We start from the raw sequence: 22,867 nt of genomic DNA on the forward strand, positions 1-22,867 counted from the left end.
ACTCAAATGCGAATCATTTGCATTCGTATTTGAACGAACACTGACTTACGCCCCCTCTGGGTAGACGAGGGCAAACTCGGCGGCGCCTTGAAGCCTTTGACGCCATGAACCGCCGCCTTCTTGCTCTCACCGTCACCCTGCTCGCCGTCCTGCCGCTGGCCACCTGTGCCGTCTTGAGCCGCATCTCCGACGGCCACCTCGACATCGAGCAGGCCGAGCTGCAGGCCCGCATCGCGCCGCGCTTCCCGACGCATCACTGCAAGCTCCTCATCGCCTGCCTGGACCTGTCCAACCCCGTCGTCGTGCTGACCGAGGGCGAGGACCGCATCGGCCTCACCGCCGACGCCAAGGTCGTGCTGGGCACCCGCGAGCGCATCGGCCGCGTCGGCTTCTCCGGCCGGCCGCGCTATGTGCCGGCCGAGGGCCAGCTCTTCCTGGACGACGTGCAGATCACGACGCTGGAGTTCGCCGGCTTGCCCGAGGAGTACGCCGCGATCGTGAAGCTGCAAGGGCCGGGGATGATCAACGCACAGCTGCAGGCTCGTCCCGTCTACACCATCGATGCGAGCACGGCGAAGGGTGCGCTGGCGAAGATGGCGGTGAGGGATGTGAAGGTGGTGAATGGGAAGCTGAGGGTCAGCTTCGTGCAGTAGGGTCGGTAGCAACAGGGCGGCAGGCTCCCGTTGTCTTCATGGCGTCCGCTGGGCATCATCGGTGCCAGCGCTTGCCAGTCACGGTGAGCGCATGGCAGCAACCCGAGGGAGACCGACATGGGAATGAACGTTGCAGCGATGGCAGGCAGCGGCGAAGCCGAGACCTTGATGGACGTCAACACGACGCCGTTGATCGACGTGATGCTGGTGCTGTTGGTGATGCTCATCCTGACCATCCCGACCCAGCTGCATTCGATCAGCCTGGACATCGGGCTGGGCGGCAAGTCACAACCCAAGCCGGTCATCCACACGGTCGCCATCGACTTCGACGGCACGGTCTACTGGGACGACCAGCCCCTGGCCAACCGCGCCGCCGTCGACGCCAAGATGCAGGAAGTCGGCGCCCTTGCCGAGGCCGCGCAGCCCGAGGTGCACATCAAGCCGAACAAGTTGGTGGACTACAGCGCCTTCGCTGCCGTGATGGCCTCCGCGCAGCGGCACAGCGTCAAGAAGCTGGGCGTGGCGGGGAACGAGCAGTTCAGTAGCTAGGCGCCGGTTTACTGACTGCGCCGCTGCTGGCCTTCGCGATACAGCAGGGCGCCGACCTCGCCAAACCGCGAGGTCGTCTTCCGACAGGCGATCGCGGGAATGGTCCACAGAGAAGCACTACACCGTTCGACCGCTGGACCTGCTGCGCACGCATCACGAACGCATCGAAGCGTGGATGTTGGAACAGGCAGGAGTGGCGTTCGATGCCACCAAGGCCGCCATGTCGCTGCGCTCGGTGGCCTGAGCAACAGTCCTGCTCTTAAGCTTTCGGCGCGCCCTCGTCCGTATGTACGGCAGGGCGGGTCCACAGGGCGGCAGCTCGACCGAGCCCGAGTCAAGATTCGGGACGGTCAGATCATGGTGCTCGGCTATGAGGACCATGGCTTCAGCGCCAAGAGCCCAAAGCCTGTGCCGCAGGTGTGGTGGTGCGACCCCGTCCGCGAGCCCGTCGATGAGCAAGAAGCCCGAGCCAAGGCCAAGTTCCCGCCCACTATGGGCAAGTCTCGGCGCGAGCTGGATCAGCCAGGCAACGTGCCGGCCAGCGTCGCCGAATGCGCGCCGGAGGATTTCAAATGAACTACGACGACACACACGTTAATGAGGCTGCGCTGAGCGTGGTGCGCGGTTCCGACTTCGACATGGCGGTGATGGTCGATGAGTCGGGGAAGCCGATGCGCTACCTCTACAGTTGTCCGCCGTTTGGCGTGCCGAGCGACAGGGCATATAAACTGTCTCGATGGGTGTGCCGTTATGGCGATTGAAGCTGTGTATTTGCCGGCGGAGATTGCCGACTTGCTTACTGATCTGCACTCGGTGGCATACGAGTTGGGTCAAGTGATTGACCTCTGCCAGCTGGCCCTGCGAATGAGCAAGGACTCCAACTTCATTGCTCAGCACGTCGACGGCGTCGTCAAAGGGGCCGTCGTTAGCTATTTCAAGTGTTTCGGCAGTCAAAAGCGCACCGCGCTGTCGCATGCTGACGCTGCGGAATTTGGGCTTGCCGAGTTGCACGAAACGTACAAGGAACTTCGGGACAAATACGTGTCCCACTGCGTTGCGCCGTTAGATGAGGGGCGGATAGAAGCGCACGTCGAATTCCAAAACGGTGAAGCCGTCAGGCTGGTTAGGAGCTCCTATCACCGGTCAGCAGTGCTCTGCGGCCCGAAGCACGCGGAGGACCTCATCAAGCTAGCCTCTGCGGCCGAAGATCTGGTGCTTGGTCGCATCAAAACTGAAAGGGCGAATGTCGCAATCCAACTTGTTGGCATGCCGGAAGCGGCTCTAACAGCTGCATCGAACGGCATGGAGCACCACTATTCGGATTGGGAGTCAGCGTTGAAGAAGAAGCGTTGACACTTGCAAATGCGGGAGGCTGCAGTGGCAAGCGAATTGGTGACAGAAAAGCGGACATACCCAGACCCCGGTGTCTACTGCGGGGTGGCCGACAGCGACAGGTCGGCTGGCGTGTTTGATCCAGCGCTAGCCACATCATGCTGCTGACACTTTGGCTGGTGCCGCTGAGCCTGAATAGCCTGGAGCACGACACAGCATGCAGTAAGCAGGCGGAGCTATGGTCGAAGACAGGCTAGCTGGAGGCAGGCCGCTTCGGCCCTTCGATCAACTGGGCTTGCACCAAGCTGCTCAGCAGCCTGGTAAATGGCTTGATGTCCTGGTCCGACGACGCGGCATCAAGCGCTCGCATGTATTCGTCGCGGATATCCAAAGTGACGACTGTCCACGGCCATCCGCCGGTGGCCAGCATGAGGTTCATGATGAACCGAGCCAGCCGTCCATTGCCGTCCATGTAAGGATGGATGAACACGAAGACGAAGTGCCCGAGCACTGCTCGCACGCAGGGCTCGGTTTCGGCTTCGAGCAGGTCGAATAGCAGCGGCATCGCATCGCGAACAGCCTCAGGTGGAAGCGGCGTGTGTCTGGCGTTCTTGATGAACACCTGCGAGCCGCGCCAACCCGCGAGTTCTGAAGGCTTTACCAGCCCGACCTGGACGGATGGGGACCAGAGTGCCAAGTACCAGTCTTGAAGGTCACCTCGTAGGCGTGCTCCCGGGTTCTGGCCTTCCAGCACCCGCAGCAGGCTCGCGCGCACAGCCTTGTGCGCTTCGAAGTAGCCTTTGGCAGCCATCGCGTTACGTTCTTGGCGATCGCGTTCCGTATCGCCCGAGCCCCAGGTGCCCTTGCGCACACGGTCGATCATCTCCGGAGTGACTTGGTAGCCTTCGATGGACAGCGAGTGATAGGCGTCGGCCAGGTATCGCACCTCAGCTTCGTCCAGGTATTCCTGCGGCGTGCCTTGCGTGCGCACGGGGGTTGTCCAGGCCTTCATGACCTGCTCCCGCATCAGCTCCCACATGGCCTTGATTCGCGCGCAGTACGGTGACTCCGGAAGTGTTCGAGCAGACTGGACCGGCACGTCGAATGGGTTTTGCTCGACGATGCTATGGCCGGCTGACCTCATTGTCTTGAGCACTCCGTCAGCCAGCTCCGCGCGGTCAACGGCGCGGAGAGCGCCGGCGATGCGCCCGGCGATGGTCGTGTGGTTGCCGTCGAGAAGGATTCGATTGAGGGCGGAGGTGTCCTTCAGCATGCCGAGCGCGAGTTGCATGGTGAGCGCATCAGCCTGCCAGACATTCGGCGTAGCTCGCACAAGGGCAGCCTCCAGCGACAAAGCGCGCAGGCCCTGGGCCTCGCCGAGTTGGTCTGCTGGAGGCATCTCCTTGACGCGCAGGTCAAACACGGACGTCCCTGCTGGCAAGGTTAGTGCGTTATTGGTGCCCTTGAGCGCGTTCACCTGGATCTGACGCGGAAGCGTGCTCGAGCCTGTGTGCAGTTTCAGGCTGAGTTCGGCGTTGATGTGCCAATCGCTGCCGAAGCGTTCGTCGCAGTAGCCGCGAACGAAGTGCCGCATTGAGGCGAACCAGGTTGTTGTGTCGCCAAGGTCTTCCTCGGGCCGGGAGGGCATGTACCAGCCGCGGATGATCGGACGAAGACGCCCACTCTCGACCAAGCGCTCAAGGTGTGTCCGCGACAGATCAGCGGTGCGAACGACAACGCGGCCTTGCTTTTGAAGGTCGTGGAGCTTCTGAAGCGATGTCGCGAGTTTGACGTTAGGACTGGCCATGTGGGTGCGGCACGTCCGAGGTGCTGTGGCAACTAGCGTAAAAGCCGCTGTGGCATTACACGTTTTATGCGTTGAATTATTACACGTTAAAGCTGCTAAGGCAATTCCCGTCTAGGCCGTAGAAGTTTATGTAAGCCTTTGATTTTAAAGCGTAGAAACAAACCAGGTCGATTGCGAATAGAGTTGCAAATACAAGCCGTATTCGGAAGGGGATTGGCGTAAAGGATGTCCGCTTGGTGTCGCAAGTTCGCGTCCAAGCCGCACTGATCAGCCGCTGGCGTGACGCGAGCATGGCTGCATGTGGGCCGATGGTGGGGATCGGCAGCGGTCATTGATGGCCACCCACCCTGGTGCTCGTTGGTGCCGCGACGTCAGCCTGTTGCTAGACGCCGATTCCGGGTGACTACCAGCCACACATTTCCGCATGGGCCCACTGACTGCTTGTTGGAGTCGCCGTCGTTCGACCATTCACTATCGAATGCCTCGACCAGCCTGCAGCGGAAATCCGACCGACGTCCGATCGGCGAGATTGAGGGACAGCCGCCCTGCTGCACCCTCAACAGCCAGGCGTTGACACTTCGTTGACACCACCTACCTACAGCAGGCCAGATGTTGAAGCTAACCTATTGATTTTGTTGGTAGGCCGTATTGGACTTGAACCAATGACCAAAGGATTATGAGTTTGCGCGGCACAGTGCGTACCTAAGGAAGTGTACCGAAGCCCTGCGTAGCCTGGAAGAGCTGAAAGTACTTTGGTGACAGTAACTTAGCGGATTTGAGCGAAAGCGCCAAGAGCTGATGGATGTACCGCAGGTGTACCGAAGCTCTCGGTACTTGGGGCTCGGGCATCGATGAAGTCGCCCTGATCACCGCCGCTCTCGACGCCCATGCGGTACCCCATCGCGCGATAGCCCCGCTGCCGCTTGTCCCACATCCGCAGCAGCGCTGGATGGCCGGTATCGACGAAGTCGATGATCCGCACGTCTGACTTGCTGGCGTGCTCGCGGTGCAGGCGCCCTGCGTACTGCTGCAACGTGCCTTTCCAGGAAACCGGCATCGCCAGCACCAAGGTGTCCAGCGGCGGATGGTCGAAGCCTTCGCCGACAAGTTTCCCTGTGGCCAGCAGGATGCGCGGCGCGTCAGGTGGCAGCGCATCCAACGCGGCAACGAGGGTGGCGCGCTGCTTCTTCGACATTCGCCCATGCAACACGAACGGCGGCGGCACCTGCGCGTTCAGGGCCACGAGGATTGCGTCGAGATGTTCGGTGCGCTCGGTCAGCACGAGCACCTTGCGGCCTTGCTCAAACGCCGTTGCGGCTTCTGCGGCGATGGCCTGCGTGCGGGCCAGGTCATTGGCCAAGTGGCGGAACACGTCTTGGATGCCTGCTGTCGCGGCCAAGTCGATGCGCGCAAAGCGTGATCGCGGCACCACCTCCAAGTCGTGAGGCGCACTGGCAGGCCTTGCAGCCGTATGCCGGATCGGCCCGCACTGCATGAAGATGACGGGCTGCTGGCCATCGCGGCGGATCGGCGTGGCAGTCAGACCCAGAACGAACCTGGCTTTCGTCTGCTTGAGGATGGCGTCGAACGAGGTGGCGCCGACATGGTGGCACTCGTCCACCACGATCTGCCCATAGTTCTCGACCAGTGCATTGACCTCGCCCTGGCGGGACAGCGACTGCATCACGGCGATGTCGATATGGCCGGTGGGCTTGGCCTTGCCGCCGCCAATGGCGCCGATCACGCCTTTCCCGACGCGCAGGAAGGCCTGCAAGCGTTCCTGCCACTGCTTCAGCAACTCGGTGCGATGAACCAGCACCAATGTGTTGACGCCGCGCCTGGCGACGATGGCCGCTGCCGTCACCGTCTTGCCGAAGGCGGTGGGCGCGCACAGCACGCCGGCATCGTGCTGCAGCATGGTGGCCACGGCCAGTTCCTGGTCGGGTCGCAAGGTGCCGACGAAGTCGGCTTGGATAGGCTCGCCTGGGAATCGCTCGTCCCGCAGGTCGCAATGGATGCCGTTGTCCTTCAGCAAAGCGCGTGCTGCGTCCAGGCAGCCCCTCGGCAAGGCGATGTGCTGCGGGTAGTTCTCGGCGTTGCCGATGACGCGCGGCTTGTCCCACACCGACATGCGCATGGCCTGCGCCTTGTAGAACTCGGGGTTCTGGAAGGCCGCCAAGCGAATCAGGCGGTTGGCCAAGGCCTGGGGCAACGCGCTCTTCTCGAAGTAGACCAGGTTGGCCAGCGTCACGGTCAAGGCCCGAGGCATGGTGCCGGCCAGCTTGCCTGTCTTGGTGGCCTGGCGCTTCCAGGGCGTTGCCAGGTCCTCGTCGTCGATGAAGGTCACGTCCAGCGGATGAACGCCACCGGTGGCGCGCAGAACAGTCGGCTCGATGTCGTGCGGCGCCATAGGCTGGATCCCAGCGAGAAACGCCCACTGGTCGGTGTGCGGCCGCAGCGCGGCATCCACGAAGACGCTGCAGCCGCGCTCGCGTGGGTGCTTCTGCAGAGGCAGCGCGATCAGGTTGCCAAAGCCGCCTTTGGGCATCGAGTCCTGGTTGGGAAACAAGCGGTCGTAAGACGCTAGCCTGAGCTGCCGGGTGCGCGCACAGGTGTGGCTGATGATGGCTGTACCGAGGCGCCGGGCATCGCGCGCCGACACACGGCCGGCGAAAAAAACCCATGCATGCGCGCCCTGCCCCGAACGTGAAATCTCCAGCGCGGCCGGCACGCCCAACTCGTCGCATGACAGCATGAACGCCTGGGCGTCGTGCTGCCAATCTGCCTCGTCGAAATCGACGGCCAGAAAGTAGCAGGTATCGTCCTCCAGCAGCGGGTAGACGCCCACGGTCTGCTTGCCTGCCAGGTGGTCGTAGATCACAGCGTCCGACAGCGGCACCGGCAGCCGGTACCCACAGTCGCCGCACTTGATGCGGGGCTTCTCACAGACCCCGGCCCGCCACTCATTGGCGCAAGCCGGTGCGTAGCCCGACTTGCCCGAGGTCTTGCCCTCCCAGCGGACTGGATAGACGTCGGTGCGGCCCCTGAAGAGGCGCCTGAACAGCGCCACCTTCTCAGCCGTGGACAGAATAGCCTTCGGGGTTTCTGGCGCAGGCGCAGGCACCGGAGCAGTCAGCATCGGTTGCGGCGCGGCTGTGGGCGACGCGTGCCACGCAATGCCGTGCGACTCCAGCAGCGCTACGAGCCGCACGTTCTCGGCTTGCAGCGCATGGAGGTCCGCGGGCTCAGTCAGCTCGACCTTGGCATCGGCCCATGACAGCGAAGACTTTCCAGCTGGCTTGCTCATCGAGCCTTACGCTGCCAAGCGCTCCCTGAACTCTTCTCGCTTGCTCCAAGCTATCGGCGTGATGTCGTAACTGCGCAGGGCGTCCTGGACGGCCTCGCTCACCTTATGGTCTCGATCATTCAGAACTGCGAAGGCCAGGGAATCCGCCGGACGGACATCCTTGGTATCGACCCACGCAAAGGCCGCACTTTGGGCGTTGTCCTTGTTGGGGTTGTTGATGACACGCAGGATTCGTTCAGGTGCGCGCCTGGACTTGGGCACGACGAAGTCGAATTGGTGGTTGTATCGGCTGTGGCCGACGAAGTTCGCCCGAGGCGTGTAGCGCACATCGGCGTCGTCCAGCCACAAGGCCACGTCTTCAAAGAAGAAGCTCTCGACGTTGGCGCGGGCCACGTAGAACAGGTCGTTCACGGCCAGGATCGCCTGCACCAGGCTATGTTTGCGAAGTGGGAAGTTGTCCTCCGTGGCCTTGATTTCAAGCGCATCAGCGTTTTGCTGCACACCGAAGCCGTTCAGCGTGGCAGCCAGCAGTGCCTTGCGGCGCGGGGTGTCAATTTCGCAGCCTGACTGCGCCAGGTCGGCGAGTGTGTAGCCGTCATCGGTCAGCATCCACTCTTGCCCCTGCTGACGAAGGTAGATTTGGATGTAGTCGTTGTGACGATCCAGGTACGGCGTGGTGATCTCCACCCAGCCATTGACTTCTCGCCAGGCCGTCTTGGCCTTCAGCCAGTCGTAGTAGCTACGGATCAGGTCGTCCGTTGCTTTCATGAGAACAGCCCTCGCACGATATTGGGCCGCTCGACGACTCCGCAGTAGGTCATGAAGTCCTGGAGAACCTGCCACGCATCGTCGGGCTGGCTGAGCATTCCGACCGGAACCTCCACGGCCCACTTGTCGCCATAGCCTTCTCGGTAAACGTGCAGGTGAGGCACGCCCACCTCAGTGCCATCCGGGTTGCGATGCGGTGCGGCAAAGTCGAGCCGGGCCAGCACGACGACCTGCCTTCCACGCGCCTGATAGCCCGTGGTGAGAGCTATGCGCTTGCGGTTGATATCCAAGGAGAATTGCTCTCGCTCATCACGCGAGATCAAGGGCACTTCGATGCGACCACCAAGGTCGGGAAATTGGAAGGCGCCCTGCAGTGCTGGCACCTTCTCCATCTTCAGCAGCGCTTCCGCATCTGACTGCGCGAGGGCGTCATTGGCCATGGCTCGCGCCCTGTGTCGATGTGTTAAACAGTCGCTCAAGCGTATCGGGCAGCAATATCGCGTTCTCCTGGCGAATGGCAGTGCGCTTGGCCTTCAGGGTGGTGGTGACCTGGGCATGGAGCTGATTGAATGCTTGCTGAACAGGCAAGGACGGCAATGGCACTTCGAGAGTCATAAGCTTCTCCAGTCTCAGTGTGCGGTTGCCGAAGGAGCGAATGCCCAATTAGGGATAGGAGCGGTCAGGCCGGATGTCTACCGCTCTGCGGATGATGGGCGCAACGCCACCCTGTGTTGTCATGGTCCAAGCCCTCATTCGCCGGCCTCCACATCACCCCGGCTGACACCCCGCCCCTCCAGTTCCCGCCGCGTCTTGTCCAGCTCCGCTTCCAGCAGCCTGGCGTCCGGCAGTACGGTCTGGTACTCGGCGGCCATCACCTTGTTGGGCAGGCCCTCCAGGGCATAGTGCGCCTCGTTGCTCCCCTTGCTGGCGCACAGCACCAGGCCCACGGGCGGGTTCTCGCCGGGCTTCATCCAGTGTTCGCGGGCGTAGTTCAGGTACATGTGCATCTGGCCCGCGTCGGCATGGCTGAATCTACCGATCTTCAGGTCGATGACAAGCAGACAGTGCAGCCGGCGGTGGAAGAACAGCAGATCGACACGGAACCAGGCGTCGTCCAGCCGGAGGCGCCGCTGCCGGCCCACGAAGGCGAAGTCGTCGCCCAGCTCAAGCAGGAAGTCGGCCAGGTGCTGGATAAGCGCGTCTTCTAGGTCTGATTCCGAGTACTCGTCCTTGAGGTTGAGGAATTCCAGGACGAAGGGGTCCTTGAGCGCCTGCTCAGGAGTGATGACATCGCCGGCCTCGGCAGCTTCAGCCTTGCGCAGCATGGCCGCCTTGTTGTGCGACAGGGCGATGCGCTCATAGAACTGGCTGTTGACCTGACGGTCGAGCTGACGCACGCTCCAGCCACAACGCAGGGCCTCGGTTTCGTAGAAGGCGCGCGCGGCTTCGGACTTGACGGACAGCAGGCGCACATAGGCCGACCAGGGCAGCGGGAAGGCTTGGGCCAGTGCAGGTAGGCCCATCGATTCTCCAGACACTGTCTGGAGAATCTGCAGGCTAGAGGATTTCGCAGACAGTGTCTGCAAAATCTGCTCGGCAGGCCAGGCAAGGTAGAAAGCGCGCATTTGCCAGAGGTTCTGGCGGCTGAAGCCGCGCCCAAAGCGGGCAGTCAGGTCTTCAGACAAGCGCTTGATCAATGCGTCGCCGTAAGCAGCTCGGCCCCGCCCACCCTGCTCGAATTCGACGATGCGTCGGCCGATCTCCCAGTAGCTGGCCGTCATCAGCGCATTGACGCTGCGTGCGGCGGCATGACGGGCGGCCTCCAGAAGAGCGACGATGTCGCCGTGGATGCCGTTGTAGCTGGGCCCCGCATCGTCGCTGCCGGGAAGGAGTCCGCTCATGCATGCACCTCGTTCACCAGCGCGTCAAACTCGATCGGAACCTCATGAGTCAGGTCCCAGCCGCTGCTCATGCGCCCTCCCAGGCTATTGTCTAGTGGTAGGCCGTGCAGGGCTTGAACCTGCGACCAAAGGATTCCGGTTTGTGCCCATTTCTGGACTCCCTGGACTATGCCTTCGCCATGGACCGTGAAGGCCTGTAGGCGGGCGCCGTCTAGTCTCTACACCTTCCCCTCGCGGGGCTTGGCTCGGCGTTGCCTTGTGCCTTGCGGCCGTCAGGGTTCGCCGAATTTGACGCCATTCACGCAGGCGCTTTCGCCACCCGGTGCACAACTTTCGCTATGAGTCCTCTGCTCTGACCAACTGAGCTAACGGCCCACTGATACAACAACTTCTATTTCGCTCCCGGCCGCCGCTGACTGAGCAAATGCCCCGGAGAGAAGGCGCAGATTCTAGTCAGCGTTGGCTGAGCGCCTGCCCCACCATCCGCGACGTGATGTCGACGATCTGGATCATGCGGTCGTAGGCCATGCGCGTCGGGCCGATGACGCCGAGCGTGCCGACGACCTGGCCGTCGACCTCGTAGGGCGCGCTGACGATGGACAGTTCCTCGTAGGGCACGACCTGGCTTTCGCCGCCGATGTAGATGCGCACGCCCTCGGCGCGGCTCGACGTGTCCAACAGGCGCATCAGTTGCGTCTTCTGCTCGAAGAGGTCGAAGAGGCGGCGCAGGCTGCCCATGTCGTGGCTGAAGTCCTGCACGGCCAGCAGGTTGCGCTCGCCGGAGACGACGACCTGCTCCTGCTCCTGCACCATGGCTTCGGTGCCGACCTGCACGGCCGCGCTCATCAGCCCGGCGATCTCGCCGCGCAGCTCATCCACCTCATGGCGCAGGCGTTCGCGCACGGCTTCGAGCGTGAGGCCGGCGTAGCTGGCATTCAGGCGGTTGCTGGCTTCGGCGAGCTCGGACTGGCTGAGGTCCTGTGCGGTGAAGATGACGCGGTTCTGCACGTCGCCATCGGGTGCAACGAGGATGACGAGCACGCGGCGCTCGCCCAGGCGCAGAAACTCGATGTGGTGGAAGACGCTGGCCTTCTTCGGCGAAGTGACCACGCCCACGAAGCTCGACAAGTTGGACAGCATCAGCGCCGCGCTGGCGATGACGCGCTGGGGCTGGTCGGGCTGCAGCCGGGCGGCATCCACGCCAATGAGGCCGGGCTGGGCCGTCAGCATGGTGTCGACGAAGAGGCGGTAGCCACGCGCCGTGGGGATGCGGCCGGCGCTGGTGTGGGGGCTGGCGATGAGGCCGAGTTCTTCGAGGTCGGCCATCACATTGCGGATGGTCGCCGGGCTGAGTTCCAGGCCCGAGGCTTTGGACAGCGTGCGCGAGCCGACCGGCTGCCCGTCCGCGATATAGCGTTCGACCAGGGTTTTCAGCAGGGATTTAGATCGCTCGTCGAGCATGCCCGCATTCTATGGACAGCGCTGTTCTGCCCGGGATGTGCAAACCCCCTGTGGTGTAATTTGCCGCATGGCCGAGCGCTTCAGACATGTCGCCATCGTGGGCAAGCATCAAGCGCCTGGCATCGGGCCGGTGCTGGAGGAGATTGCCCAATTTTTGTGCAGCCAGGGCCTGGATGTCTCGCTGGAAGCGGACACCGCGCTCAACACCGGCCTGTCGGACTACGACGCGCTGTCCAACGACGAGCTGGGCCGGCAATGCGACCTGGCTGTGGTCATCGGCGGTGACGGCACGATGCTCGGCTTCGCGCGGGACATGGCTCGCCACGGCATTCCGCTGGTGGGCATCAACCAGGGGCGGCTGGGCTTCATCACGGACATTCCCATCGAACGCTGGCGCGAGTCATTGGCGCCGGTGCTGGCGGGCGACTATGAAGTCGAACCCCGGGCGATGCTGGAAGGCGCGGTCTGGCGCGACGGCGAGTCCATCTTCTCCGGCCTGGCACTCAATGACGTGGTCGTGAGCCGCGGCGGCAGCTCCGGCATGGTGGAGCTGAAGATCGAGGTGGGCGAGCAGTTCGTCGCCAACATGCGCGCCGACGGCCTCATCGTCGCCTCGCCTACCGGTTCCACGGCCTATGCGCTGTCGGCCGGCGGGCCCATCCTGCACCCCAGCATCGCCGGCTGGCTGATCGTGCCGATCGCGCCCCACACGCTGTCCAACCGGCCCATCGTGCTGCCTGACCTGGGCGAGGTGCGCCTGGAGATCGTCGCCGGCCGCGATGCGTCGGTGAATTTCGACATGCAAAGCCTCGCCAGCCTGCTGCACGGCGACACCATCACCGTGCGGCGCAGCCAGCACCAAGTCCGCTTCCTCCACCCCAAGGGCTGGAGCTATTACGCGACTCTGCGACGCAAACTGCGTTGGTATGTATGAAGCCCCTCGTCCGATCTCGCCCCGCTGGACGCGGGCAGCTCAGCCGGTCCCCCGAGGGGACGGCGATGCTTGCCGGATCGGCCGGCAAGCACACCGCCATGGCGGGCCGGCTAGGGAGCGGCCCGGCGCTCGGCCCGAAACACCGCGACCACTGAGATGCTGCGCCACCTGTCTTTAAAGGATTTCGTCATCGTCCCTGCGCTGGAGCTCGACTTCGAGCCCGGCTTCGCCGTGCTGACCGGCGAAACCGGCGCGGGCAAGTCCATCCTCATCGACGCGCTGCAGTTGGCGCTGGGCGGCCGCGGTGACGCCGGCGTGGTGCGCGAGGGTGCGGCCAAGGCCGAGATCACCGCCGAGTTCGACACGCCGGCGCATCTGCGCGCCTGGCTGGACGAAGCCGGCTTCGACACCGACGACACGCTGCTGCTGCGCCGCGTCATCGACGCCGCGGGAAAAAGCCGCGCCTGGATCAACGGCGGCGCCGCCACGCTGACGCAGCTGCGCGAACTGGCCGACCATCTGCTCGACATCCACGGCCAGCATGCCTGGCAGGGCCTGACCCGCCCCGCCGCCGTGCGCGAGCTGTTGGATGGCTTCGCGGGGCTGGACACTGTGCCGCTGGGCCGCGCCCACGCCGCATGGAAGCAAGCCGCCGAGGCGCTGCAAAAGGCCCAGGGCCAGCAGGCCGACGCACTGCGCGAGCGCGAGCGGCTGGCCTGGCAGATCGGCGAGCTGGACGGCCTGGCGCCGGCCGAGGACGAGTGGGAGGAGCTGAACGCCGAGCACGGGCGCCTGTCGCACGGCCAGTCCCTCATCGACGCGGCCAAGTCGGCGCTGGATGCGCTGGACGAGGCCGAGCCCAGCGCCCAGTCCCTCGCCGGCGGCGCGCTGGACCAGCTCGAACGCGTGCTCGACCACGACGCCCGCCTGCTGCCCGCCGTGCAGGCCCTGCGCGACGTGCAGGCCCAGCTGCAGGACGCCAGCCACACGCTGTCGGCCTATCTGCACAAGGCCGATCTCGACCCCAACCGCCTGGCGGAGCTGGACGAGCGCGTGTCGGCCTGGATGACGCTGGCGCGCCGCTACCGCCGCCAGCCTCACGAGCTGCCGGCCCTGCTCGCGCAATGGCGCGCCGAGCTGGCCCAGCTTGACGCCGCCAGCGACCCCACGCTCCTCGAGGCGGCCCTCGCCGCCGCGCGCCAGGCCTTCGACGCCGAGGCCCAGGCCGCCAGCCGCGCCCGCAAGAAGGCGGCACCCCAGCTTGCGTCCGCCGTCACGGCGGCGATGCAGCAGCTCGGCATGGCGGGCGGCCAGTTCGACATCGCCTTGAACCCTACCGACGGCCCGCAGAGCTTTGGCGTCGAATCCGCCGAATTCCTGGTCGCCGGCCATGCCGGCAGCACGCCGCGGCCGCTCGCCAAGGTGGCCTCGGGCGGCGAGCTGTCGCGCATCGCGCTGGCCATTGCGGTGACGGCCAGCCAGGCTGCAACCGACAACGCGCCCGGCACGCTGATCTTTGACGAGATCGACGTCGGCATCGGTGGCGCCGTCGCCGAGACCGTGGGCCGGCTGATGAAGCAGCTCGGCCACTCGGCAACCGGCCAGCGCCAGGTGCTGGCCGTCACCCACCTGCCCCAGGTGGCCGCGTGCGCAGACCGGCATCTCGTCGTCGCCAAGGCCTTGCAAGGCACGAGCACCGTCAGCTCCGTCAGCCCCGTGGCCGGCGAAGCCCGCGTGGCCGAGATCGCCCGCATGCTGGGCGGCGAGCGCCTGTCGTCCACCAGCCTGGCGCATGCGCAGGAGATGCTGGACGCGTCCACGGCGACCAAGCCGCGCAAGGCCCGGTCATGAGCATGGACACGGATCTGCACGGCGACGTCGTGCTGCTGACCGGCATGTCCGGCGGTGGCAAGTCGGTGGCCATGCACGCGCTGGAAGACGCCGGCTATTTCTGCGTGGACAACCTGCCCGCGGAGCTGCTGCTGGACTTCCTGCGCCTGGAGCAGCAACGCGGTGAACGCCGTGTCGCCATCGCGGTGGACGTGCGCTCGGCGAGTTCGCTGCCGCTGATGCTGCCGCTGCTCAAGGACCTGCGAGCCACCGGCGTGCCGGTGCGCTCCATCTTCCTGGACGCCAACAACGAGGCGCTGATGCGGCGCTTCTCCGAGACACGCCGGCCTCACCCGCTGCGCGAGGACCGCGACACCGGCTTCGGTGCGCTGGAAGGCGCGGCCGATGACAGCCATCGCCTGTTGCTGGACGCCATCAAGCTGGAGCGCGAACTGCTCGGCGGGCTCAAGGCCGAGTCCACCGTCATCGATACCAGCCAGCTGCGCCCGGCGCAGTTGCGTGCCTGGCTGGGTGATCTGGTCGGCCCGCACGTCGGCGCCAAGCTCACCCTGGTTTTCGAGAGCTTCGCCTTCAAGCATGGCGTGCCCAGCGACGCGGACTTCGTCTTCGACGTGCGCGTGCTGCCCAACCCCTATTACGACCGCGAGCTGCGCCCGCTCAACGGCCGCGATGCGCCGGTGGCGGCTTATCTCGCAGCCCAGCCCGAGGTCGGCCTGATGATGGGCCAGATCGCCGGCTTCCTGTCACGTTGGCTGCCCAATTTCGCGGCCGACCAGCGCAGCTACCTGACCGTGGCCATTGGCTGTACCGGTGGCCAGCACCGCTCCGTGTATCTCGTCGAGATGCTGGCGCGCCAGTTCAGCCACCACGGCCATGTGCTGAAGCGCCACCGCGAGCTGGACGCAAGGTAGAGCCCCTCGCTCGGCCCGGTGGGAAGTTCAGAACAAATGTTCTAGACATCGCGTTCTAGAACGTTTATTCTGAACCCATGAGTCGAACCCCTTCCTCCAAGCCAACGGCGGCCGAGCTGGACCTGCTGCGCGTGCTCTGGCGCCTAGGCCCCGCCGATGCCAAGGCCGTGCACGAGGCCCTGCTGCCCGAGCGGCCCGACGCCACCTATGCCACCGTGCTGCGCCAGCTGCAGGTGATGCACGGCAAGGGCCTGCTGACCCGCGACGAGAGCCAGCGCCCGCAGCTCTACGCCCCCGTGCACGCCCAGGACAAGCTGCAGCAGTCCCTGATGAAGGACTTCATCAGCAAGGCCTTTGCCGGCTCTGGCAAGGCGCTGGTGCTGGCGGCCCTGAAGAACCACGTCAGCGCCAAGGAGCGCGCGGAGATCCGCCAGTTGCTGGCTGGAAAGGGAGATGAAGCCAGATGAGCCTGGACATCGCCATGATTGCCTGGGGCTGGGCCCTCGTGAACTTCGTCTGGCAGGGCGTCGTCGTCGGCGCCGCCGTGGCCCTGCTGCTGGCGCTGATGCGTGGCGCGGCGGCACGCTGGCGCTATGCCGTCTGCGCGGCCGGCCTGGGGCTTTGCCTGGGCCTGCCGCTGGCCCAGTGCCTGGACCTCGCACCCGCCGACGCCGAATTCATCGGCGAGCTGCCGCCGCTTGCTGAGCAGATGCCGGCCCTGGTCAGCGCCTGGGCCCTGGGCACGGCGCTGATGCTGGCGAGGTTGGCCCTGGGCCTGGCCTGGGTCGGCCGTGCGCGGCGGCGCAGTATGCCGGCACCGGCCGAATGGCAGGCGCGGCTGGACGCTCTCGCTCGACGCCTGGGCCTCAAGCGACCCGTCCCGCTGCGCCTGCTGCCCGACCTGGCCGGCCCCATCGCACTGGGCATGTTCAGGCCCTGCGTGCTGCTGCCTGCCGCCCTGCTCTCCCGCCTCCCGGTAGATCTGATCGAAGCCCTGCTGGCGCACGAGCTGGCCCATGTGCGGCGCTGGGACTACGCGGCCAACCTGTTGCAGAGCGCCGTCGAGGCCCTGCTCTTCTTTCACCCCGTCGTCTGGTGGCTGTCGGCTCGCATGCGTCATGAGCGCGAGCTGGTGGCCGACGAGATCTCGGCCGAGCTGCTCGGTGATTCACGCCGCCTGGCCCTGGCCCTGCACGCCCTTTCTGAAATGGATTGCTCCGATATGACCCCCTCTCCCGCGCTCGCCGCTCGTGGCGGCGACCTGCTTGCCCGCATCGAGCGCCTGCTCGCGCCGCGCCCCCAGGCGACTGGCTGGAAGCTGGCCCTGCCGGCGCTGCTGATCGCCGCGACCAGCTTCGTCGTGCAGGCCAAGGGCCGCGAGCCGGTCGAGCCGCCGCCCAGCCCCGTGGCCATCGAGGCCGAGGCGCCGCCGGTTCAACAGCTGCGCCTGCCCGTCAATGCCAAGCACGTCGTCGTCATCGACGACGCCACCGGCAAGGTGCTGATGGCTCGCGACGCCGACACCGTCGTGCCGATCGCCTCGCTGACCAAGCTGCTGACGGCCATGGTCGTGCTCGACGCCAAGCTGGACCCGAACGAGAAGCTGCGCATCACCAGCGACGACGTCGACACGCTCAAGCACAGCCGCTCGCGGGTTCGCGTCGGCACGCAGATGAGCCGGCAGGCCGCGCTGGAACTGGCACTGATGGAGTCCGAGAACCGCGCAGCCGCAGCGCTGGCGCGTACCTTTCCCGGCGGGGAGGCCGGCTTCGAGAAGGCCATGCAGGCCAAGATCCGCGCGCTCGGCCTGAAGCGCACAGCCATCACCGACCCGACCGGCCTGTCGCCGGCCAATACCTCGACCGCCACCGAGATGGCGGCCATCACGGCAGCGGCGGCGCGCTACGGCGAGATCGAGCGCATCACCAGCGTCAAGAAGGCCAAGGTGCCGGTCGACGGCCGCCAGCGCGACGTGCGCAACACCAACCGGCTGGTCGGCGCCAAGGGCTGGAACATCCGCGTCTCCAAGACCGGCTATACCGAGGAAGCTGGCCGCTGCCTGGCCATGCGCATCCTGAACGGCAAGCGCCCGGTGACCGTGGTGCTGCTGGACGCCGACGGCTCGGCCAATCGCCTGCGCGACGCGGCACTGATCCGCAAGTCGCTGGCTCGCCAAGCCTTCTGATCGTGCAACGCCGTCATTTGCTTGCGGCCAGCAGCGCCGCCCTGTCCTGGCCCGCCTTTGCGCTGGACTTCGCAGCCCCAGCGGCGCCGGCTGTGATGCGCGCCAGCGTGGACCGCATCGTCGACATCGCCGTCGGCATCCGCCCTTTTCGCGCCCAGGGGCCGCGCATCGAGGTCGAGAGACGCTTCGGCAAGACCGTCGTCCACCACTACGGCCACGGCGGCAGCGGTTGGTCACTGTCCTGGGGTTCGGCCCAGCGCGCACTGGCGCTGATCCAGTCGCGCGGCGGTCGCCCGGGTGAGCGCATCGCCGTCATCGGCTGCGGCGCCATCGGCCTGACGACGGCGCGCACCGCCCAGCAGGCCGGCTACAAGGTCAGGCTCTACGCCAAGGACCGACCACCCCGCGTGCACTCCTCGGCCGCCACCGGGCTGTGGACGCCGGACTCGCGCATCGTCACCAGCGAACACGCCAGCGAGGCCTGGACGGCCGATTGGGAAGCCATGGCGCGTGCCTCGTTCAAGGTGCACCAGAGCTATCTCGGCCTGCCCTCCGGCCCCGTCGAATGGCATGACGGCTATGTCGTCGCCGACGAGGATTTCGACCAGGCCCTGCCCGGCCACATCGGCGAGCCCGACTATCCGGAGCTGTCGTCGCGCATCGCCGACCTGCGTCCGCAGGGCAAGGCTCTTTCGGCCGCGGAGCATCCTTTTCGCAAACCGCACGCACGCCGCTTCACGCAACTCATCTTCAACATCCCGGCCTACCAGCGCCTGCTGCTGGACGACTTTGCCCGCGACGGCGGCGAACTGGTGCAGCGCGAGTTCCGGCAGCCGCGCGACTTTGCCCGCCTGCCCGAGCGCGTCATCGTCAACTGCACGGGCGACGGTGCGCGCAAGCTGCTGGGCGACTCCAGCATGACGCCGGTGCGCGGCCAGACGGCTCGACTCATTCCACAGCCCGAGGTGGACTACGCGCTGATCTATCGCGGCCAGAACCTTGTCGTGCTGCCGCGCCGCGACGGCCTGCTGGTCGCGGCCATGGGTGAGCACGACTTCGGCAATGAAGACCAGCGCCCCGACCGGGCCCAGAGCGAGGCCGCGGTGCAGCGGCTCGCCGGCCTGTTCTAGAAAGTCTCCCAATCGCCCTCGGCCTGGCTGGGCGCGGGGGCTGGCTTGGGCGCCGCTGTGACTGGTGCGGGCCTGGCTTGAACCGCGGGGCGCGGTGCAGGTTTGGGAGTCGCAGCGCGGGGCGCCGTGGCGGGTCGCGCTGCCGGCTTGGGCGTGCCGCGTGGCCCTGGCGCCGCAGCGCCCGCATCCACGCGGAAGGCCGCCACCGCCTCGGCCAGCTTGGCCGTCTGCATGCGCATGCTCTCGGCCGCGGCCGCCGTCTGCTCCACCAGGGCCGCGTTCTGCTGCGTGGCCTGGTCGAGCTGGCTGACGGCCGCGTTGATCTGGCCCACGCCTTCGCTCTGCTCTCGGCTGGAGACGGTGATCTCGCCGACGAGGTCGGTCACCTTGCGCACCTCGTTGACCATCTGGCCGATGGTTTCGCGCGCGGCCAGCACCTGGGCGCTGCCGCTCTCGACCTTGCTGACGCTGTCACCAATGAGGCTTTTGATCTCCTTGGCCGCCTCGGCGCTGCGCTGGGCCAGCAGGCGCACCTCGCCGGCAACGACGGCGAAGCCGCGGCCCTGCTCGCCCGCCCGCGCTGCCTCGACCGCCGCGTTCAGCGCGAGGATATTGGTCTGGAAGGCGATGCCGTCGATGGTGCCGATGATGTCGGAGATCTTGCGGCTGGAGGTGGAGATCGCGTCCATCGTCGTGACGACCTCACCGACAGCGGTGCCGCCGGCGCCGGCCACTTCGGAAGCATGGTTGGCAAGCTGGTCAGCCTGGCGGGCGTTGTCGGCATTGGCCTTGATCTGCGCGGCCATCTGCTCGACGGAGGCGGCCGTCTGCTCGAGGCTGGAGGCCTGGCTCTCGGTGCGCGCCGACAGGTCGGCATTGCCCTGGGCGATCTCGGCCGCGGCGACGCTGAGCTGGTCGCAGCCCAGGCGCACGCCCGACACCATGCGCGCCAGGTTCTGCGTCATCTCGTCCAGCATGGTCAGCAACTGGCCGAGTTCATCGCGCGAACTGCTCTGCAGGCGCTGTGTCAAGTCGCCGGCCGCCACGGCCCTGACCGCGTCGGAAGCGCGCTGCACGGGGCCGGTGATGGAACGGGTGATGGACAGGGCCGCCAACACGCCGATGACCAGGGCCACGAGCGATGCGATGCCGAAGATCCACAGCACGCGGCGGTAGGCACTCTCGGCGGAAGCGGTCGTCACGCCGGCCAGCTTCTCGTTGTAGTCCCACCATTTGCCGACGTTCTGGCGCAGCGGCAGGAAGACGGTGCGGGCGGCCCCATTCATCTCCCGGGCTGCCGTGCCCTGGGTCGGGTCGGCGGCACTCTCCTCTGAAGCCTTGAGGACTTTTTCCTGGCCCGCGAAATAGGCCTCGGCGCCCTCGCGCACCGTCTTCAGCAGCCCACGATCCTCGTCGTCGGCGGCCAGCAGCTCATAGTCCTTCAACCGCTGGCGGACGTCGTCACGCGCCTTGACGATCTGGCCAGAGAGTTCCTTCTTCTGCTTGTCGTCGTCCGTCAGGATGTGCTGCTGCTCGTACCTCCGCGCGTCGGAGATCGCACCGTCGATCTGGTGAATGATGCGCAGCGACGGCAGGATGTTCTCGGGGTAGTACTCGGCGTAGTAGTTGATCGACTTCGCCAGCAACGTGCCGACAAAGGCCATCGCCAGCATCAGCGCCAGCAACACGAAGAACGCCAATCCCAGGCGCGTTCCGACGCGCAGATTCTTCAGTCCATCCACGGCTGTCCCCTTGTCGTTGTTCGAGGGACTGTGCCCCTTTCGCCGTGGGCAGGCAATGCGTGTGCAACCCCTGTTTTGTCAACTTTCAGACGGCTCGGCCTCGCCCAGCAGCAAGGCGAGCAGCACGGCGGTGCCGATGGGCATGAAAACGACGATGGCAATGAACCAAGGCATGAAGGCGCGGCCCGTACGGCGCACCAGCTGCATCATGAAAACGCAATGCATGGTGCCCGCCACGACGAGACCCAGACCCAGCAGGACGAGCCTGGACGCCGACGGCTCGCCGTCCTGCGTGCTGCTGATGATCTGCCACAGGCACAGGCCGGCGACGAGCAGGGTGATGACTGCGTACTCGATGCCGCTCTTGATGTGTGGTTTCATGGCTCAGTCTCCCTCGATCAACTTCTTCAGCGGCGCAGGCAGCGCGTAATCCACCAGTTTCTCCCGCGCCACCCAAGTGCCGCCAGGAGTCATACCCTCAACTGCCTCGGCCCGCAGCGTGTGCAGCACCCAATCGAAGTGCGTCAGCGCGTGCTGCAGCCGCGGCAGCGTCTCCAGCTCGCCGCCCGGCAGGGCCGCTCGGGCGCTGGCCTCGTCATCAAACATCGGCAGCGTCCACAAGCCCGCCCAGACGCCGGTGTCAGGTCGCTGCTGCAGCAAGACCCGGCCCTCGACGCTCTCGACCCACAGCCACCAGTTCTCGCGACGGCCGCGCTTGAGCTTCCTGGTCTTGACCGGGAAGCGCGTCGGATCGCCCTCCTGCTGCCCGCGGCACATGGGCTGCACGGGGCAGAGCAGGCAGTCGGGCGAGCGCGTGCTGCAGATCGTCGCGCCGAGGTCCATCAGGCCCTGGGTGTAGCGGTCAACGTCGCGCTCGGGCAGCAGCTCGGTGGCACGGTCCCACAGCTTCTTCTCGGCGGCGCTGCTGGAGAGATCGCCGCTGAATGCCAGCACGCGCGACAGCACGCGCTTGACATTGCCGTCCAGGATGGCGACGCGCTCGCCAAAGCAGAAGGCCGCGATGGCTGCGGCAGTGGAGCGACCGATGCCGGGCAGCGTCTGCAGGGCTGCAGCTGTGCCTGGGAACTCGCCCCCATGCAGCTCAGCCACGGCCTTGGCGCAGGCGTGGAGATTGCGCGCCCGGCTGTAGTAGCCCAGGCCGGCCCATTGCGCGAGCACTTCGTCCAGCGACGCCGCGGCCAGGTCGGTGACCTTGGGCCAGCGCGCCAGGAAGCGTTCGTAGTAGCCCAGCACCGTCGCGACCTGGGTCTGCTGCAGCATGACTTCCGACAGCCAGACGCGGTAGGGGTCGCGCGTGTTCTGCCACGGCAGCGTGTTGCGGCCATGGCGGCGCTGCCAGGCGACGACGGTCTTGCCGAAGTCGGCGCCCAGCGCTTCTGGCCTCATCGTTTCTGGCATTGGGGGCAGAAGAAGGTGGAACGTGCGCCTTGCACGATGCGCCTGATGGCGGTGCCGCAACGCCGACAGGCGTCGCCTTCGCGGCCATAGACCTGCGCCTGCATCTGGAAGCTGCCGGCCACGCCATGGGCGTCGCGAAAGTCGCGCAGCGTCGTGCCACCAGCTTCCAGCGCCTGGCCGAGCACCGTGCGCACGGCCGCGGCGAGCTTGTCGGCGCGCGGGCGGCTCAGCTTGCCGGCGGGCAGACGCGGGTCGATGCCGGCCATGAACAGCGCCTCACAGGCGTAGATATTGCCCGCGCCGACGACGATGTCGCCTGCCAGCAGCGCCTGCTTGATGGACACGCGCCGGCCGCTGAGTGCCGCATGCAGGTGCAGGCCGTCGAATCGCTCGTCGAAGGGCTCCAGGCCCAGGCTGCCGAGCAGCGTCGCCACCGGTTCTGCGTCCAGCGACGCGCCCCAGACGACGGCGCCGAAGCGGCGCGGGTCGGTCAGGCGCAGCAGGCCATGGTCGGTGTGCAGGTCGAAATGATCATGCGCGCCGGGCGCGGGTGTCGTGTCGAGAAAGGCCAGCGAACCGGACATTCCCAGGTGCATCAACAAGCCCCCGGCACTTGTCGGCCCCAAGGGCTGAGCGGCGCCCAGCCCGCCCCCCGAGGGGAGCAAGGCGATTTGGGGCGGCCCGGCATCGCCTTTTTCCAGCGGCAGCCACAAATATTTACCCCTTCTTTGCGTGCTGCCGACGCGGCTGCCGAGCAGTGTTTCGGGGTCGACGCCGAGTGGCCAGCGCAAGGGTTTTCCCAGGCGAAGGCCGGTCACCCGGGCCCCCTGGATGGCACCGGCAAAGCTGCGGCGCGTGACTTCGACTTCGGGTAACTCGGGCATGAGACGGAAATCATAATCAGGCCCTGTTCAGTC

The 22,867-nt window shown here is 65.9% G+C and carries 21 protein-coding genes and 2 pseudogenes; 12 read left to right on the top strand and 11 right to left on the bottom strand.

What is annotated here, in order from left to right:
• Positions 1-104: 104 nt before the first annotated feature.
• The 6 genes and pseudogenes from AC1DW0_RS23480 (at position 105) to AC1DW0_RS23505 (ending at position 2,555) form a co-directional block, all read left to right on the top strand.
• On the top strand, positions 105-653 hold the full coding sequence (locus AC1DW0_RS23480; protein WP_477948311.1) for a DUF1439 domain-containing protein: 549 nt from the start codon (positions 105-107) through the stop codon (positions 651-653).
• 117 nt (positions 654-770) lie between these two features.
• The gene (locus AC1DW0_RS23485; protein ID WP_457390834.1) at positions 771-1,202 is read left to right on the top strand and encodes an ExbD/TolR family protein; all 432 of its coding nucleotides are present in this window, start codon (positions 771-773) and stop codon (positions 1,200-1,202) included.
• Between the two features lie 103 nt (positions 1,203-1,305).
• A pseudogene (locus AC1DW0_RS23490) lies at positions 1,306-1,446 on the top strand (preprotein translocase); the annotation flags it as partial.
• A 113-nt stretch (positions 1,447-1,559) separates the two neighbouring features.
• Positions 1,560-1,778, top strand: coding sequence for a hypothetical protein (locus AC1DW0_RS23495; RefSeq protein WP_457390836.1), 219 nt, complete (start codon positions 1,560-1,562; stop codon positions 1,776-1,778).
• Complete coding sequence (locus tag AC1DW0_RS23500) at positions 1,775-1,963, top strand: hypothetical protein (protein ID WP_457390837.1); 189 nt, start codon at positions 1,775-1,777, stop codon at positions 1,961-1,963. The genes AC1DW0_RS23495 and AC1DW0_RS23500 overlap by 4 nt, the downstream gene beginning before the upstream one ends.
• On the top strand, positions 1,953-2,555 hold the full coding sequence (locus tag AC1DW0_RS23505) for a hypothetical protein (RefSeq protein ID WP_457390839.1): 603 nt from the start codon (positions 1,953-1,955) through the stop codon (positions 2,553-2,555). Before AC1DW0_RS23500 ends, AC1DW0_RS23505 begins: the two co-directional genes overlap by 11 nt.
• Positions 2,556-2,787: 232 nt before the next feature.
• On the opposite strand, the gene AC1DW0_RS23510 is transcribed toward AC1DW0_RS23505, so the two are convergent.
• The 7 genes from AC1DW0_RS23510 to hrcA form a co-directional block, all read right to left on the bottom strand.
• Entirely contained in the window at positions 2,788-4,341 is a 1,554-nt protein-coding gene (locus tag AC1DW0_RS23510; protein ID WP_457390841.1) for a Fic family protein, read from the bottom strand.
• 766 nt (positions 4,342-5,107) lie between these two features.
• Positions 5,108-7,648, bottom strand: coding sequence for a TOTE conflict system archaeo-eukaryotic primase domain-containing protein (locus AC1DW0_RS23515; protein ID WP_457390843.1), 2,541 nt, complete (start codon positions 7,646-7,648; stop codon positions 5,108-5,110).
• Between the two features lie 6 nt (positions 7,649-7,654).
• Entirely contained in the window at positions 7,655-8,416 is a 762-nt protein-coding gene (locus AC1DW0_RS23520; RefSeq protein WP_457390845.1) for a DUF1829 domain-containing protein, read from the bottom strand.
• Positions 8,413-8,856: a DUF6978 family protein gene (locus AC1DW0_RS23525; RefSeq protein ID WP_457390846.1), complete on the bottom strand. Its 444-nt coding sequence runs from the start codon at positions 8,854-8,856 to the stop codon at positions 8,413-8,415. The genes AC1DW0_RS23520 and AC1DW0_RS23525 overlap by 4 nt, the downstream gene beginning before the upstream one ends.
• Complete coding sequence (locus tag AC1DW0_RS23530; RefSeq protein ID WP_457390847.1) at positions 8,846-9,031, bottom strand: hypothetical protein; 186 nt, start codon at positions 9,029-9,031, stop codon at positions 8,846-8,848. The genes AC1DW0_RS23525 and AC1DW0_RS23530 overlap by 11 nt, the downstream gene beginning before the upstream one ends.
• Before the next feature lie 134 nt (positions 9,032-9,165).
• On the bottom strand, positions 9,166-10,317 hold the full coding sequence (locus AC1DW0_RS23535; protein ID WP_457390848.1) for a PDDEXK nuclease domain-containing protein: 1,152 nt from the start codon (positions 10,315-10,317) through the stop codon (positions 9,166-9,168).
• Positions 10,318-10,770: 453 nt separating this feature from the next.
• Positions 10,771-11,778, bottom strand: coding sequence for a heat-inducible transcriptional repressor HrcA (hrcA, locus tag AC1DW0_RS23540; protein ID WP_457390850.1), 1,008 nt, complete (start codon positions 11,776-11,778; stop codon positions 10,771-10,773).
• A 67-nt stretch (positions 11,779-11,845) separates the two neighbouring features.
• Between hrcA and AC1DW0_RS23545 the strand changes: the two genes are divergently transcribed.
• The 6 genes from AC1DW0_RS23545 to AC1DW0_RS23570 all read left to right on the top strand — a co-directional run bounded on the left by AC1DW0_RS23545 (position 11,846) and on the right by AC1DW0_RS23570 (position 18,789).
• Positions 11,846-12,712 carry an NAD kinase gene (locus tag AC1DW0_RS23545; protein WP_457390852.1) on the top strand — a complete coding sequence of 289 codons (867 nt, stop codon included), beginning with the start codon at positions 11,846-11,848 and terminating at the stop codon, positions 12,710-12,712.
• A gap of 156 nt (positions 12,713-12,868) precedes the next feature.
• A complete protein-coding gene (recN, locus tag AC1DW0_RS23550) occupies positions 12,869-14,563 on the top strand; it encodes a DNA repair protein RecN (RefSeq protein ID WP_477948316.1) in 1,695 nt (564 codons plus the stop codon).
• The gene (gene rapZ / locus AC1DW0_RS23555; RefSeq protein ID WP_457351671.1) at positions 14,560-15,474 is read left to right on the top strand and encodes an RNase adapter RapZ; all 915 of its coding nucleotides are present in this window, start codon (positions 14,560-14,562) and stop codon (positions 15,472-15,474) included. Before recN ends, rapZ begins: the two co-directional genes overlap by 4 nt.
• 77 nt (positions 15,475-15,551) lie before the next feature.
• A complete protein-coding gene (locus tag AC1DW0_RS23560) occupies positions 15,552-15,941 on the top strand; it encodes a BlaI/MecI/CopY family transcriptional regulator (protein WP_457351673.1) in 390 nt (129 codons plus the stop codon).
• Positions 15,938-17,659 carry a M56 family metallopeptidase gene (locus AC1DW0_RS23565; protein ID WP_477948318.1) on the top strand — a complete coding sequence of 574 codons (1,722 nt, stop codon included), beginning with the start codon at positions 15,938-15,940 and terminating at the stop codon, positions 17,657-17,659. Before AC1DW0_RS23560 ends, AC1DW0_RS23565 begins: the two co-directional genes overlap by 4 nt.
• A 2-nt stretch (positions 17,660-17,661) precedes the next feature.
• Complete coding sequence (locus AC1DW0_RS23570) at positions 17,662-18,789, top strand: FAD-dependent oxidoreductase (protein ID WP_477948320.1); 1,128 nt, start codon at positions 17,662-17,664, stop codon at positions 18,787-18,789.
• A 350-nt stretch (positions 18,790-19,139) separates the two neighbouring features.
• On the opposite strand, the pseudogene AC1DW0_RS23575 reads toward AC1DW0_RS23570, so the two are convergent.
• The 4 genes and pseudogenes from AC1DW0_RS23575 to mutM form a co-directional block, all read right to left on the bottom strand.
• Positions 19,140-20,504: pseudogene (locus tag AC1DW0_RS23575) on the bottom strand (methyl-accepting chemotaxis protein); the annotation flags it as partial.
• Between the two features lie 105 nt (positions 20,505-20,609).
• Positions 20,610-20,912 (bottom strand): hypothetical protein, encoded by a 303-nt coding sequence (locus AC1DW0_RS23580; RefSeq protein WP_477948322.1) that lies wholly within the window; start codon positions 20,910-20,912, stop codon positions 20,610-20,612.
• A 3-nt stretch (positions 20,913-20,915) separates the two neighbouring features.
• Entirely contained in the window at positions 20,916-21,938 is a 1,023-nt protein-coding gene (gene mutY / locus AC1DW0_RS23585; RefSeq protein ID WP_477948324.1) for an A/G-specific adenine glycosylase, read from the bottom strand.
• On the bottom strand, positions 21,935-22,834 hold the full coding sequence (mutM, locus tag AC1DW0_RS23590; protein WP_477948326.1) for a bifunctional DNA-formamidopyrimidine glycosylase/DNA-(apurinic or apyrimidinic site) lyase: 900 nt from the start codon (positions 22,832-22,834) through the stop codon (positions 21,935-21,937). Before mutM ends, mutY begins: the two co-directional genes overlap by 4 nt.
• Positions 22,835-22,867: the final 33 nt, after the last annotated feature.

This window comes from Roseateles sp. P4_D2, from assembly GCF_056401875.1.

What these genes read in the sequence shown, in the direction of transcription:
- AC1DW0_RS23480 (WP_477948311.1), top strand. Translation starts at nt 105, where the DNA reads ATGAACCGCCGCCTTCTTGCTCTCACCGTCACCCTGCTCGCCGTCCTG.
- AC1DW0_RS23485 (WP_457390834.1), top strand. Translation starts at nt 771, where the DNA reads ATGGGAATGAACGTTGCAGCGATGGCAGGCAGCGGCGAAGCCGAGACC.
- AC1DW0_RS23495 (WP_457390836.1), top strand. Translation starts at nt 1,560, where the DNA reads ATGGTGCTCGGCTATGAGGACCATGGCTTCAGCGCCAAGAGCCCAAAG.
- AC1DW0_RS23500 (WP_457390837.1), top strand. Translation starts at nt 1,775, where the DNA reads ATGAACTACGACGACACACACGTTAATGAGGCTGCGCTGAGCGTGGTG.
- AC1DW0_RS23505 (WP_457390839.1), top strand. Translation starts at nt 1,953, where the DNA reads ATGGCGATTGAAGCTGTGTATTTGCCGGCGGAGATTGCCGACTTGCTT.
- AC1DW0_RS23510 (WP_457390841.1), bottom strand. Translation starts at nt 4,341, where the DNA reads ATGGCCAGTCCTAACGTCAAACTCGCGACATCGCTTCAGAAGCTCCAC.
- AC1DW0_RS23515 (WP_457390843.1), bottom strand. Translation starts at nt 7,648, where the DNA reads ATGAGCAAGCCAGCTGGAAAGTCTTCGCTGTCATGGGCCGATGCCAAG.
- AC1DW0_RS23520 (WP_457390845.1), bottom strand. Translation starts at nt 8,416, where the DNA reads ATGAAAGCAACGGACGACCTGATCCGTAGCTACTACGACTGGCTGAAG.
- AC1DW0_RS23525 (WP_457390846.1), bottom strand. Translation starts at nt 8,856, where the DNA reads ATGGCCAATGACGCCCTCGCGCAGTCAGATGCGGAAGCGCTGCTGAAG.
- AC1DW0_RS23530 (WP_457390847.1), bottom strand. Translation starts at nt 9,031, where the DNA reads ATGACTCTCGAAGTGCCATTGCCGTCCTTGCCTGTTCAGCAAGCATTC.
- AC1DW0_RS23535 (WP_457390848.1), bottom strand. Translation starts at nt 10,317, where the DNA reads ATGAGCGGACTCCTTCCCGGCAGCGACGATGCGGGGCCCAGCTACAAC.
- hrcA (WP_457390850.1), bottom strand. Translation starts at nt 11,778, where the DNA reads ATGCTCGACGAGCGATCTAAATCCCTGCTGAAAACCCTGGTCGAACGC.
- AC1DW0_RS23545 (WP_457390852.1), top strand. Translation starts at nt 11,846, where the DNA reads ATGGCCGAGCGCTTCAGACATGTCGCCATCGTGGGCAAGCATCAAGCG.
- recN (WP_477948316.1), top strand. Translation starts at nt 12,869, where the DNA reads ATGCTGCGCCACCTGTCTTTAAAGGATTTCGTCATCGTCCCTGCGCTG.
- rapZ (WP_457351671.1), top strand. Translation starts at nt 14,560, where the DNA reads ATGAGCATGGACACGGATCTGCACGGCGACGTCGTGCTGCTGACCGGC.
- AC1DW0_RS23560 (WP_457351673.1), top strand. Translation starts at nt 15,552, where the DNA reads ATGAGTCGAACCCCTTCCTCCAAGCCAACGGCGGCCGAGCTGGACCTG.
- AC1DW0_RS23565 (WP_477948318.1), top strand. Translation starts at nt 15,938, where the DNA reads ATGAGCCTGGACATCGCCATGATTGCCTGGGGCTGGGCCCTCGTGAAC.
- AC1DW0_RS23580 (WP_477948322.1), bottom strand. Translation starts at nt 20,912, where the DNA reads ATGAAACCACACATCAAGAGCGGCATCGAGTACGCAGTCATCACCCTG.
- mutY (WP_477948324.1), bottom strand. Translation starts at nt 21,938, where the DNA reads ATGAGGCCAGAAGCGCTGGGCGCCGACTTCGGCAAGACCGTCGTCGCC.
- mutM (WP_477948326.1), bottom strand. Translation starts at nt 22,834, where the DNA reads ATGCCCGAGTTACCCGAAGTCGAAGTCACGCGCCGCAGCTTTGCCGGT.